The sequence below is a fragment of the Micromonospora phytophila genome (genome assembly GCF_023656545.1).
GTDB lineage: Bacteria > Actinomycetota > Actinomycetes > Mycobacteriales > Micromonosporaceae > Micromonospora > Micromonospora phytophila.
On the sequence record NZ_JAMOKF010000151.1, the window covers coordinates 1 to 12,242 of the forward strand.

At 73.1% G+C, this 12,242-nt stretch carries 14 protein-coding genes and 1 pseudogene; 8 read left to right on the forward strand and 7 right to left on the reverse strand.

Annotation, left to right across the window (positions count from 1 at the left end; genetic code table 11):
- Positions 1–203, forward strand: a 203-nt coding sequence (locus tag NCC78_RS18245; protein ID WP_250795844.1) for a hypothetical protein, incomplete at its 5' end; no start/stop codon positions are given.
- 262 nt (positions 204–465) lie between these two features.
- Here NCC78_RS18245 and NCC78_RS18250 read toward each other — a convergent pair.
- Genes NCC78_RS18250 through NCC78_RS18260 form a run of 3 tightly spaced genes read right to left on the reverse strand, consistent with a single transcriptional unit; the run spans position 466 to position 2,909 of the window.
- Complete coding sequence (locus tag NCC78_RS18250) at positions 466–1,320, reverse strand: ABC transporter permease (RefSeq protein WP_250795845.1); 855 nt, start codon at positions 1,318–1,320, stop codon at positions 466–468.
- The gene (locus tag NCC78_RS18255) at positions 1,317–2,330 is read right to left on the reverse strand and encodes an ATP-binding cassette domain-containing protein (RefSeq protein ID WP_250795846.1); all 1,014 of its coding nucleotides are present in this window, start codon (positions 2,328–2,330) and stop codon (positions 1,317–1,319) included. The genes NCC78_RS18250 and NCC78_RS18255 overlap by 4 nt, the downstream gene beginning before the upstream one ends.
- 24 nt (positions 2,331–2,354) lie before the next feature.
- Positions 2,355–2,909 (reverse strand): NADPH-dependent FMN reductase, encoded by a 555-nt coding sequence (locus NCC78_RS18260; RefSeq protein ID WP_250795847.1) that lies wholly within the window; start codon positions 2,907–2,909, stop codon positions 2,355–2,357.
- A 136-nt stretch (positions 2,910–3,045) separates the two neighbouring features.
- On the opposite strand from NCC78_RS18260, the gene NCC78_RS18265 reads away from it, so the two are divergent.
- From NCC78_RS18265 to NCC78_RS18290, 6 genes are all read left to right on the forward strand, one after another.
- Positions 3,046–3,546 (forward strand): GNAT family N-acetyltransferase, encoded by a 501-nt coding sequence (locus tag NCC78_RS18265; RefSeq protein WP_250795849.1) that lies wholly within the window; start codon positions 3,046–3,048, stop codon positions 3,544–3,546.
- Between the two features lie 270 nt (positions 3,547–3,816).
- Positions 3,817–4,242: a hypothetical protein gene (locus NCC78_RS18270; protein WP_250795850.1), complete on the forward strand. Its 426-nt coding sequence runs from the start codon at positions 3,817–3,819 to the stop codon at positions 4,240–4,242.
- An 83-nt stretch (positions 4,243–4,325) separates the two neighbouring features.
- Positions 4,326–5,276, forward strand: a complete 951-nt coding sequence (locus tag NCC78_RS18275) for a hypothetical protein (RefSeq protein ID WP_250795851.1) — start codon at positions 4,326–4,328, stop codon at positions 5,274–5,276.
- Positions 5,276–6,544 (forward strand): peptidoglycan-binding protein, encoded by a 1,269-nt coding sequence (locus NCC78_RS18280; protein WP_250795852.1) that lies wholly within the window; start codon positions 5,276–5,278, stop codon positions 6,542–6,544. The genes NCC78_RS18275 and NCC78_RS18280 overlap by 1 nt, the downstream gene beginning before the upstream one ends.
- A complete protein-coding gene (locus NCC78_RS18285; protein ID WP_250795853.1) occupies positions 6,541–7,266 on the forward strand; it encodes an ABC transporter ATP-binding protein in 726 nt (241 codons plus the stop codon). Before NCC78_RS18280 ends, NCC78_RS18285 begins: the two co-directional genes overlap by 4 nt.
- A complete protein-coding gene (locus tag NCC78_RS18290) occupies positions 7,263–8,525 on the forward strand; it encodes an ABC transporter permease (RefSeq protein WP_250795854.1) in 1,263 nt (420 codons plus the stop codon). Before NCC78_RS18285 ends, NCC78_RS18290 begins: the two co-directional genes overlap by 4 nt.
- A gap of 10 nt (positions 8,526–8,535) precedes the next feature.
- Here the strand turns inward: NCC78_RS18290 and NCC78_RS18295 are convergent, their stop codons facing one another.
- Entirely contained in the window at positions 8,536–9,291 is a 756-nt protein-coding gene (locus NCC78_RS18295) for an SDR family oxidoreductase (RefSeq protein WP_250795857.1), read from the reverse strand.
- A gap of 104 nt (positions 9,292–9,395) precedes the next feature.
- Here NCC78_RS18295 and NCC78_RS18300 point away from each other — a divergent pair, with 104 nt between their 5' ends.
- The gene (locus tag NCC78_RS18300) at positions 9,396–10,241 is read left to right on the forward strand and encodes a helix-turn-helix transcriptional regulator (RefSeq protein ID WP_250795858.1); all 846 of its coding nucleotides are present in this window, start codon (positions 9,396–9,398) and stop codon (positions 10,239–10,241) included.
- A 27-nt stretch (positions 10,242–10,268) separates the two neighbouring features.
- Here NCC78_RS18300 and NCC78_RS18305 read toward each other — a convergent pair whose 3' ends face one another.
- The 3 genes and pseudogenes from NCC78_RS18305 to NCC78_RS18315 all read right to left on the reverse strand — a co-directional run.
- Complete coding sequence (locus NCC78_RS18305) at positions 10,269–10,964, reverse strand: hypothetical protein (protein ID WP_250795859.1); 696 nt, start codon at positions 10,962–10,964, stop codon at positions 10,269–10,271.
- A gap of 84 nt (positions 10,965–11,048) precedes the next feature.
- Complete coding sequence (locus NCC78_RS18310) at positions 11,049–11,900, reverse strand: aldo/keto reductase (RefSeq protein WP_250795860.1); 852 nt, start codon at positions 11,898–11,900, stop codon at positions 11,049–11,051.
- A 133-nt stretch (positions 11,901–12,033) separates the two neighbouring features.
- Positions 12,034–12,242, reverse strand: a pseudogene (locus NCC78_RS18315) (LysR family transcriptional regulator); the annotation flags it as partial.

Sequence of the window (12,242 nt, forward strand, 5' to 3'; positions counted from 1 at the left end):
CCGCGGCGGGGCTGGCCGGGCGCAGCCGCCGCCTCGGTGACGAGGCCGAGCGGGCCCGCAAGGCGGTCACCGCCCGCATCCGCGACACGCTGCGCCGGCTCGACGAGCGCCACCCGGCGCTCGCCGCGCACCTGCGCGACACCGTCTCCACCGGCAACACCTGCCGCTACCTCCCACCCGAGCCGCCGCCCTGGCGTCTGTAGAAGGCCGCGCCGCTCAGCCGGCGCGCGATCGCCCAACCCCGCCACCACGATGGCCGGCGACGTCGGGGAACAAACCACCCCGTCACCTGCACGGCCAGCCGGGCGGAGGTCAACGCCAGCTCGCGTGCAGCGGCGCGTCGACCGTGCCCACCGCGGGCGGCAGTCCGACCGTGCCCACCGCGGGCGGCAGTCCGACCGGGGACGGACCTCGACGCGGCGGCGGGCACCGCCAGGTTCATGGCGGTGCCCGTCGCGTCGTCGATCAGCGGCGGTTGTAGCGGTACATCGTCAGGGTGCCGAAGACCACCACGAAACCGGCGCTCCACAGCAGCATCCACATCGTGCTCGACGCGTCGGGGGCCCCCGACATCGCCGCGCGCACCGACGCCACCAGCTGGGTGACCGGGTTGACCTTGACGAAGGCCTGCAGCCAGCCGGGCATCGTGCCCGGGTCGACGAAGACGTTGCTGAGGAAGGTGAGCGGGAACAGCACCATCATGCTGACGCCCATCACGGACTTCTCGCTGCGCAGGATCAGACCGAAGAACGTCCAGACCCAGGAGAACGCGAAGGAGAAGACCACCAGCAGGCCGATCCCGGCCAGTACGCCGATCACCCCGCCGCCGGGGCGGAACCCCAGCGCCAGCCCCACGCCGAGGATGACCAGGGCGGCGAGGACGTAGCGCAGCACGTCGCCGAAGATCATGCCGACCAGCGCGGCGGGCCGCCAGACGGGTAGCGTCCGGATCCGGTCGAAGACGCCCTTCTCGATGTCGGCGTTCAGGCCCACGCCGGTGTACATGGTGATCATCACGACGCTGGTCACCATGATGCCGGGCAGGAAGAACTGCAGGTAGTCACGGGGACTGTCGGCCAGCGCGCCGCCGAACAGGTACGTGAACATCAGCACCATGATGATCGGGAACGCTGTCACGTCGAAGAGCTGCTCCGGCACGTGCTTGATCTTCAGCATGGCGCGCCAGCCGAATGTCAGCGACGCCGACAGCGCATTGGGCCGGGGCGGTCGCGCACCCGGCGCGAGGACCGTCGCCAGGGCGTCGGTGGACGGTACGTAGACCGACGGGGCCCGCCCGGTCGTGGTGGCGGTGTCGCTCATCGGGCTGCCTCCAGCTGCTCGTCCCGTTCGTCGGCCGTGACGGCGGGATGGTCGGTCAGGGCCAGGAAGACCTCGTCCAGGCTCGGCTGGCCGAGGGAGAAGTCGTCGACGACGATGCCGGCGCGGGCCAGGTCACCGAGCGCCCGGGCGGCCTGCTCGCTGGCGTCGAGGTCGGTGCCGTCCCCGCCGACGCGGGCCGTCAACGCGACCGGGTCGGGTTCGAGCTGCACCGGCACGCCGAGCGCCAGGCGGAGCACCTGCTCGGCCTCGGGTCGCCGCCCGGGGTCGCGCAGTCGCAGGTGCACGGTGCCGGAGCCGACCGACGACTTCAGCTCGCCTGGGGTGCCCTCGGCGATCACCCTGCCGTGGTCGACCACCGCGATGCGGCCGGCGAGCTGGTCGGCCTCGTCCAGGTACTGCGTGGTCAGCAGCACCGTCGTGCCGTGCGCCACCACCGCCCGGACGATCTCCCACACCTGGTTGCGGCTGCGCGGGTCCAGCCCGGTCGTCGGCTCGTCGAGGAAGAGCAGGTCGGGGGTGCTCAGGATGCTCGCCGCGATGTCGATGCGCCGCCGCATGCCACCGGAGTACTTCTTGACCTGGCGATCCGCCGCCTCGGTCAGGCCGAACGCGGCGAGCAGGCTCTCGGCCCGCTCCCGGGCCGCCGGCTTGCGCAGCCCGAGCAGGCGGCCCAGCAGCACCAGGTTCTCCGTCCCGGTCAGGTCCTCGTCCACCGAGGCGTACTGGCCGGTCAGGCTGACCCGGGCGCGGACCGCGTCGGCCTCGGAGACCACGTCGTGCCCGAAGACCCTCGCCAGGCCGGCGTCGGGACGCAGCAGCGTCGCCAGCACCCGCACCGCCGTGGTCTTGCCCGCGCCGTTCGGGCCGAGCAGGCCGTAGACCGTGCCGGCGGGCACCCGCAGGTCGAGGCCGTCGAGCGCGCGGGTCTCCCCGAACGACCGGGTGAGGCCGTCGGCCTCGATGGCCGGGCCGGTGGTGCGTCTACTCATGATCTGTTCCTTCCTCTCACAATCTCAGGAGACGTAGGGCCGCGCCGCCCGGCCCTCGCGCAGCGTCAGGCCCCACCAGCAGACCTGGTCGAGCAGGACCCGGGCGTCGCGGCGCAACTGGTCCGTGGCCAGGGGCGTCGTCTCACCGCAGAGCAGGTCGACGCCGACGGTGTCGCGCACCGTCACGGCGTGCAGGGCGGTGAAGACCGTGCGGAGCTGGTCGACCGCGTGCAGGCCGACCGAACGGCAGCCGTACGACACGAAGCCGACCGGCTTGGCCTGCCACTCGTCGTACGCGTAGTCGATCGCCTGTTTCAACGAGGCCGGGAAGCTGTGGTTGTACTCGGGGGTGACCACCACGAACGCGTCCGCCCGGCTCACCTGCGCCACGAACGACCGCATCGCCGGGGTCGGCTCGGCCGGGTAGCTGGCGGGGAAGTCGTAGTCGGCGAGGTCGACGACCGTGACCGTCAGCTGGTCGTGCCGCTTCGCCTGCTCGACGAACCAGTGCCCGAGCTGCTCGCCCATCCGTCCCTCGCGGGTGCTGCCGATGATCACGGCAAGCCGCAGCGCCCTCATGACTTCCCTCCCGCCTTTCGGGCCTCACCCGTCAGGCGCGAGATCGCGCCCAGCGTCCGCCAGATCGGATCTGGCGGGTGGACCCGGATGGTCGGTGGCGGCTGTTTCAATGAGCCCCGAAGAAACGGGGGCGGACATGACAGACGTGCGCATCGCGCGGTGGACCGAGGGGGATCTCGACCTGCTGCGGCAGCTCAACGCGCCGGAGATCCGGCACCACACGGGCGGGCCGGAGACCGACGAGCAGGTGATCGCCCGCAACGACCGCTACGCGCGGTTCAGCGGCACCGGCCCCGGCTGCATGTACACGATCATGCTGCCCGACGGCGCGAAGGTGGGCAGCGTCGGCTACTGGGAACGCGAGTGGCGCGGCGAGCAGGTCTACGAGATGGGATGGGCGGTGCTGCCCGCGTACCAGGGCAGGGGGGTGGCCACCGCCGCGGTGCGCGCGGTGGTGGACGTGGCCCGCGCCCGGCGGACCCACCGCTGGGCGCACGCCTACCCGTCGGTCGACAACCCGGCCTCCAACGCGGTCTGCCGCAAGGCCGGCTTCACGCTGCTCGGCGAGACGGACTTCGAATACCCGCCCGGGCGCCTGATGCGCTCCAACGACTGGCGGGTCGACCTGACCGGGTGACCGGCTCGGTCAGCGCGCCGCCGTTTCCGACGGGTGGGGCGGTGGACCGCCGGCCGAGCGTCCGCCGCCTTCACCGGGCTGGCCGAATGCCCGCCCGGGTGGGGGCCGGACGGGCCCTTGTATTCGATGATCGTGGATGCCACGATCGGCACGCGTCGACCACCATGGATCGACGTGCACCGCCGCATCGGCGAAACGGGGATCTCCATGGTGAGCCCTGCCCTGCCCTTCTCCGTTTTGCGTCTGTCCACTACGGAGGAGGACCGCAGGATGGCAAGGACCAGACGTTCCACGGCGGCACTGATCGCGACGATGCTCAGCATCGTCGGCGCCCTCGCCGTCATCTCGCCCGCGAGCGCCGGAAACGCCTACATCGGCGTCGACGGCCGGGAGAGCCGCTGCAACAACAATTCGAGGTCGTGTCTCTACTACAGCACCCTGTCCTCCGCCTACTGGGCGACCACCGGCGGGGACAGCGACCTGGGCAACAACTACTTCGCCAGCGGCACCGGCTCCGGCGCCGGTCAGCGGGTGCGGAACAACGCGGCCAGGATGTCCTGCTACTACGGCGTCGCCCAGCAGTGCCAGAGCTACTTCAGCCCCGGCTACACCGGCAGCATGGACTGGATGTTCTGGGGTCAGACCGGGCAGCTCTACTACACCTGGAACGACGAAGCGTCGATGAAGGTCATCTGATTTCCGTTTCGTGGGCGGTGCCGTGCCGTGAGCGGCACGGCACCGCTCCCGAAGTCGTACACCTGACGAGGGGTAGCCAACCGATGGAACGCCGTTTCTCCCGTCGCCGCGCGGCGACGAGCATGGCCGCGCTCGCGGTGCTGGCCGCGACCGTCACCGGCTGCGGCGCCGACGACGCCGCGTCGACCGGCGGCGGAGCCCCGGCCGCGACTCCCGCGGCGGGCGGCGAGGTGGTCCTGCCCATCGACGCGTACGCGCTCACCACCGTCGACGTCGGCCGGCTCGGTCACGCCCGCACCCTGCTCGCCGGGGACTGCATGCGCCGGTTCGGGTTCACCTTCGACGCGCAGGCCGTCGAGGCCGATCTCCGCGACCAGGTCAAGGACGTTGGTCTGCACGGCAACCTGCGCCGCTACGGGGTCACCGACGACGCCGTCGCGACCCGGTACGGATACCACCTCGCCTCCACCGTCGAGGCCCCGGCCGCCGCGACCGGCGAGGCCCGGTCCGACCACGGGCTCGGGCAACTGACGGCGGCCAAGGAGGCGGTGCTCTTCGGCACCACCGCCGACGGCAAGGCGCTCGCCCAGGTCGGCGGCCAGCAGGTCCCCCGGGGCGGCTGCCTCGGCGAAGCCCGCACCAGGATCGCCGACGCCGGCCAGTTGGGGGAGTCGGCGGTGGTTTCCCGCATCTCGGCGGAGTCCTTCCAGCGCTCACTGAACGACCCGGCCGTGACGGCGGCGATCGGGCGGTGGTCGGCCTGCATGAAGGCCCAGGGCCACAGCTACCCGAGCCCACTTGAGGTCGCTGCGACCTTCGACCTGGAGAACCCGACCGTCGCGGCCAAGGAGGTCGCCACCGCCCGGGCGGACGTGGCGTGCAAGCGGCAGGTCGACCTCGTGACGGTCTGGACGAGGTTCGAGGAGACGTACCAGAAGTCGCAGATCGAGAAGCACGCGCAGGAGCTGCAACGGCTCAAGGCCGACCGCGCGGAGCAGTTGAAACGGGTGAGCGCCGTGGTGACCGGGGGCTGATGAGCGTGCCCGACTCCGACGACCCTGCGGCGCGCTCACCGCTGGCCCGGCGGCGCCGCGCGCTCACCGCGTTCGGCGTGGCCACCCTGGTCACCTCGACCATCGGTCTGCTGGCCGCGACCCAGGTCAAGTCGCCGCAGCAGGTCGCCGCGGACACCCGGCCGCCGACCCCGAGCGTGCTCACCGCCCCGGTCGTCCGGCAGGTGCTCTCCACCACCCTCGTCATGCGCGGCACCTTCTCCACCGGCCGCCAGCACCCGTTCACCCCCCGGTCGGTGGCGGCCTCCGCACACGGCCCCGGCGGGGCCGTGCTGGTCGTCACCGCCCTGGGCACCCGGGCCGGGCGGCCCGTCCAGGCCGGTCGCATGCTGGTCGAGGTGTCGGAGCGGCCGGTGTACGCGCTGCCGGGAGCGTTTCCCGCGTACCGCGACATGCTGCCGGGGCAGATCGGCAAGGACATCGCCCAACTCCAGGCCGGGCTCCGCGACCTCGGCTACCGCAGCGGCGACGAACGAGGTCACTTCGGCCCCGGCACGGCGGCGGCGGTCCGGCGCTTCTACCGCGACCTCGGCTACCCGGTACCGTTGACCGCCCCCGTCGCCGACGACACCAGGCAAGCCGACCCGCTGCCATCGGCCACCGGCCGGCCGGCGCCACCGGCCGCCCGCACCCCCGAGCCGATGGTGCCGATGTCGGAGGTGGCGTTCCTCCCGACGCTCCCCTCCCGGGTGGCCGCGCTCTCCGCGCGGGTCGGCGACATCGTCGCCGGCGAGACCCCGCTGATCACCTTCGCCACCGGCGGGCTCACCCTCACCGCGAAGCTCGATCCGTCCGACGAGGCGCTGGTCAAGGTCGGGGCGGCCGCCGAGATCGTCGCGGAGACCACCGGCTACACCGGTCGCGGCACCGTCGAGAGCCTCGGCGCCAAGACCACCGGCGGGGAATCCCCGCACATCCCGCTGCGCATCACCGGCGCCAGCGCGTGGCCCGCCGACCTGGCCGGCGAGGACGTCCGGGTCACCCTCACCACGGCGAGCACCGGCGACGAGGTGCTCGCCGTGCCCGAGGCCGCGATCTCCTCGGCGGCCGACGGCCGTACGTCGGTCACCGTGCTGACCGACGACCGGCAGCGCCTGGTCCGGGTGACCGTGGGTGCCTCCGCCGACGGCCTGGTCGAGGTGACTCCCGTCGACGGCGAGCTGCGCCCCGGCGACCAGGTGGTCACCGGCGCGGCGGACCCCGCGGCCGGCCAGCCGGGGGACCGGTGAGCGCGGAGGACCTCGTCCCGCCGGTGATCGAGCTCGCCGCGGTGCACCGGACCTACCCCGGGCCGCCGGAGGTGACCGCGCTGCACCCGACCAACCTGACCGTGCGCCGCGGCGACTACCTCGTCGTCGTCGGACCGTCCGGCTCCGGCAAGTCGACCCTGCTCAACCTGCTGGGGCTGCTCGACCGGCCCACCGGCGGCAGCTACCGGCTCGACGGCGTGGACGTGTCCGGCCTGCCCGAGCGGGACCGCACCGCGCTGCGCGGCGGCCGGATCGGCTTCGTGTTCCAGGCGTTCCACCTGCTGCCGCACCGCACCGCGCTGGAGAACGTCATGCTCGCCCAGATCTACAACGGCACACCCCGCTCGGCGCGGCGGGCCGCGGCCCGGGCGGCGCTGTCCCAGGTCGGCCTCGACCACCGCACGCACGCCCTGCCCACCACCCTCTCCGGTGGCGAACGGCAGCGGGTCGCGGTCGCCCGGGCGCTGGTGACCGCCCCGGCGCTGCTGCTCTGCGACGAACCGACCGGCAACCTCGACTCGACGACCGCCCGACGCCTGCTCGAGCTCTTCGACTCCCTGCACGCCGCCGGACTCACCATCGTGATGATCACTCACTCCGCCGAGGTGGCCCGGCGGGCCCAGCGGATCGTCACGATCTCCGACGGGATGCTGCGCGAGGGGGGCCGCGCCGAGCCGGCGCCGGCCGGGGCGCCGACGTGAGGTGGCGCCGGGACCGCCGCGTCCCCGAGCGCTCCACGCTGGGCGTACGCGACCTGGCGGCCGAGGCGACGGCCGGGATCCTGCAAAGGCCCGCCCGCTCGCTGCTCACCACCCTGGGCACCGTGCTCGGCGTCGGAGCCTTCGTGGCCGTGCTCGGCCTCACCTCCACCGCGGCCGGTCAGATCAGCAGCCACTTCGACGCGTTGAAACAGACCACGGTGACGGTGACCGACGTCGGCGACGGCCGCGAACGCGACAAGGACGCGCCCGCGCCGGTCGCCTTCCCGGGTGACGCCGACCAGCGCGTCACCGCCCTGAACGGCGCCGTCGGGGCCGGGGTCTTCTGGCCGGTGTCGTTGAGCAAGCCGGTGATCGGCGCCTCGGTGGCGGTCACCGCCCGGTCCAGCGGCAACGCCGGCGACCTCCCCGTCTACGCGGCCTCGGCCGGTCTCTTCGGCGCCATCGAACCCACCGTCCGGGTGGGCCGGGTGTTCGACCGCTTCCACGACCGACGAGGCGAGCGGGTCGCCGTGCTCGGCGCGGCGGCCGCCGCGCGGCTGGGCATCAGCCAGCTCCACGCGCAACCGGCGGTGTTCATCAACGGCGCCGCGTTCACCGTGGTCGGCATCATCGACGACGCGGAGCGGCTGCCCGAGCTGCTGCTCGGCATCATCGTCCCGCGCGGGACCGCCGAGCGGATGTACCGGCCACCCGACCCGACCATCAGCCCCGCACAGATGGTGATCCGGACCCGGCTCGGCGCGGCCCAGCTGATCGCCCGACAGGCGGCGCTGGCGCTGCGTCCCGACCGGCCCGACCTGCTGCAGGCGACGCCGCCGGCCGACCCGCACCAGCTCAGCGACAGCGTCAGCGGCGAGCTGACCGGCCTGTTCCTGACATTGGCCGCCATCTGCCTGGTCATCGGCGCCGTGGGCATCACCAACACCACCCTGGTGGCGGTCCTGGAGCGGGTCGGCGAGATCGGGCTGCGCCGGTCCCTCGGCGCCCGCCCCCGGCACATCGCCGCCCAGTTCCTCACCGAGTCGACCGTCCTCGGCACCGTCGGCGGGCTGACCGGCACGGCGCTGGGCGTCGGCGTCGTGCTCACCGTCGCGCTGGTCCGCGACTGGACCGCGGTGCTGGACCCGGCCACGGTGCTGCCGGCGCCGCTGATCGGCAGCGTCGTCGGCATGCTCGCCGGTCTCTACCCGGCGCTGCGGGCGGCGACGACGGAACCCCTCGAGGCCCTACGACGCTGAGCACCCGTGGTTACCAGGGCAGCACGCCGTACGCCCCGTCGCCGTCGGCGAGGAAGCCCCAGAGCCGACCCGTCGGCCCGTCCGCCGGCAACGTGGCCAGGTGCACGCTCACCTCGGCGCCCTGCTCGGGCGTCCGGAAACCGCTGTGCCCGTTCAGGTCGGTCGCGCAGTAGCCGGGGTTGGCCGCGTTCACCTTGACCGGGGTGTTTCGCAGCTCCTTGGCGTACATGGCGGTGACCATGTTCAACGCCGTCTTCGACGAGGGGTAGGGCACCGAGGCGATCGGCCACAGAAAGCTCGTCGGGTCGGTCATCAGGGCGACCGAGCCGACCTCGCTGGAGACGTTCACGATCCGCGCCGCCGCCGCCCGGCGCAGCAGCGGCAGCAGCGCGTTGGTCACCGCGACGACCCCCACCACGTTCGTCTCGTACGTCTGCCGCAGCACGTTCACGTCGGTCTCGCTGGGCAACCCCGGGCCGGCGACGCCGAGCGCGACACCAGCGTTGTTGACCAGCACGTCGAGCCGGCCGTAGTCCTGCTCGACCAGCGCGGCGACCCGCGCCACGGACCCCGCGTCGGTCACGTCCAGCGGCACGAACCGGGCGTCCGCTCCGCCGTCGCGCAGTTCGCGTTCGGCGGCCCGGCCGCGCTCGGCGTCCCTGGCACCGACCAGCACGGTCATCCCACGTGCGCCGAGCTGCCGGGCGGTGGCCAGGCCGATTCCCTTGTTGGCCCCGGTGACCAGGGCGATCATGTTCGTCGTCATGCCGTCCACGGTGCCCGCCCGGGCCGCCCGGGCGGGAGAGGCGTGCCGAGGCTGGGACCGGCGGTACCACCCTCGGTCGGCGCGGGTACGGCAAGCTGGGTGGCATGACGACCACCGGGCTGCGCCGCGACGAGCTGGCGGCGTTCCTGCGCAGCCGCCGCGCCCGGCTGCGCCCCGCCGAGGTCGGCCTTCCCGACGGGGTACGCCGCCGCACGCCGGGCCTGCGCCGGCAGGAGGTGGCGCAGCTGGCCGGGATGTCGGTCGACTACTACGTCCGGCTGGAGCAGGGGCGGGGGCCGCGCCCGTCCCGGCAGGTGCTGTCCGCGCTGGCCCGGGCGCTGCTGCTCAGCCGGGACGAGCGCGCGTACCTGTTCCGGGTGGCGGGCGAGAGTCCGCCGCCGACGGCCGGGCCGAGCCGGGAGGTGGCCCCGGGCCTGCGGCACCTGATCGACGCGATGACCACGACCCCGGCGTACCTCCTCGACGCGACCTACGACGTGCTGGCCTGGAACCGGCTGGCGACCTGGTTCGTGGGGGATCTCTCGGAGGTCCGGGCCACGGACCGCAACATGATCCGCTGGATGTTCCGGCGGTCCGTCACCGAGGGGCACTGGACCGATGAGGACGCCCTGCGCTTCGCCCGCACGTCGGTCGCGGACCTGCGCGCCGCCTACGGCCGCTACCCCGGTGACCGGGGGATCGCGGAGCTGGTCACCGAACTGCTCGGCACCTCGCCGCTCTTCGCCCGGCTCTGGGCCGAGCACGACGTCGAGGAGCGCCGCCCGGTGGTGAAGCGGGTGGCGCACCCACAACTGGGGCCGCTGGAGTTCGAGTGTCGGGTGCTGCACGTGCCGGAGACCGACCAGCGGCTCATCGTCTACGTCCCCGAACCGGGCTCACCCACCGCGGCGGCCTTCCACCGGGTGGCCGAGCGGCTCACGGCGCACTGAGCCGCGGTCCCGCCCGGGACGCCGTGCTCAGGCCGCCTTTCCCAGGGCGGCGGTGGCGAGCGGGGCGAGCTTCGCGATCAGTTCCGTGCCGGCGGCGAGGTCGCCGTCGTTCGCCGAGGCGTCGACCTGGAGCACGAAGTTGCCCCGCACCAGCAGCAGGGTGCACTGGTGGCGCGTCGCCTTCCCGATCAACCGCTCACAGAACGTGATGACGTCGGGTCCGTTCGGCGCCGGCGGGGGTGACGGCTGCACGATCTCGGAGGTGCGGCCGTCGCCCGGCACCTCGTACTTCTTGCACTTCTTGAGGGTGGCGCGCAGCTCGTCGGCGAGCTTGCGCCCCGGCACCTTGAGGTAGCCGACCACGTACTGCCGGATCCAGATTGTCTCGCCGTCCCAGACCCGCTCCCGGTGGGCGGTGCGCCGGCGGTCCGAGGGCAGGCTGTCCCGGCAGGGCGAGATCAGCTTCCAGGCCTCGGAGTTCTCCTCGGTGTGCTCCGTCGTCTCCGGGTGGAACTGCGCGTCGAGGTCGAGCATCGCCGCGCTCACCCGGGTGCGTACCTCTGCGGTGGAGGTCGGGGCGGGCCGGGGCGCCGCCTGCGTCGGCGCCGCCGACGCAGGCGGGGACCAGCGGGGCGACTCGGCGGCCCCGCTCCGACCGCAGGCCGCGGTCCCCGCCAGGACCAGCAACGACAGGACGACGGGGAGGGTACGGCGGCGCATCATCGCGGCGGCGGGGTCCTTTCATACGCGTAGAAGGGGCCCGACCGGGCCCCTTCTACGTGCGCTGCGCTCGCCCGTGGCGTTACATCAGGCGGGGACGTAGTCGAAGGTGTCCGGGTTGGGGCCCTGCCGTCCGGCCTCGCCCCGGTCCAGCCCGGTGATCCGCTCCATCGTCACGTCGTCGAGCTCGAAGTCGAAGATGTGGAAGTTCTCCTCGATCCGCTGCGGGGTCGTCGACTTCGGGAAGACGATGTCGCCGCGCTGCACGTGCCAGCGCAGCACCACCTGGGCGGCCGTCCGCTCGACCTGCTCGGCGATGTCCACGAGCGTCGGGTCGCCGAGCACCTTGCCCTGCGCGATCGGCGACCACGCCTCGGTGGGGATGCCGTGGGCGCTGCCGTACGCGCGCACCTCCTCGTTGCCGAAGTACGGATGCACCTCGATCTGGTTGACCGCGGGCGGCAGCTCCGCCTCGGCGGCCAGCCGCTCCAGGTGCGCCACCTGGAAGTTCGACACCCCGATCGAGCGGGCCCGGCCGTCGCGCTGGAACTCCTCCAGCGCCTGCCACGTCGACACGAAGTCGCCGTCGTAGAGGGTCGGCAGCGGCCAGTGGATGAGGAACAGGTCGATGTAGTCCATCTTCAGCGCCAACAGCGTCGACTCGAACGCCTTGCGGGCGTCGTCGGGCCGGTGGAAGCCGTTGTTCAGCTTGCTGGTCACGAAGACCTCGCGCCGGTCCAGCCCGGACTCGCGGACCGCCTGGCCCACCTCGGCCTCGTTGCCGTACATCTCGGCGGTGTCGATGTGCCGGTAGCCGATGTCGAGCGCCCGGCGCACCGCCTCGACGGTGTCCTTCGGCTCGATCTGGAACACCCCGAAGCCGAGCTGCGGGATGGTGTTGCCGTCGTTCAGGGTGATGTCGGGAATCGTGTTCGCCACTGCGGCTCCTTCGCCCATCGTCGTGTCACGGGGTCGCGGAAGCGCTTCCACGCCACACCGCCGTGCCGTTCCCCTTGGCGTACCCGTCCCGGCTGTCCTCTCACCAAGCTGTTCGGGTGATCCGCGCTACGCGTCACCCCGGTTCGTCGAAGAGCACCGGCCAGGGGCGGGGCGCCGGCACCGGCGGTGGGGCCGGCGGCGTGGGTCCGTCGGCCAGCACCTCGGCGGCGAGCTGCCCGAACATCGGCGCGGCGGGATGCGCGGCCCGGCGCGGCCAGGCCGCCGAGGTGCGCTTGACCAGCGGGGCGCCGGCGATCGGCCGCCAGGCGATCCGGGGCTCCC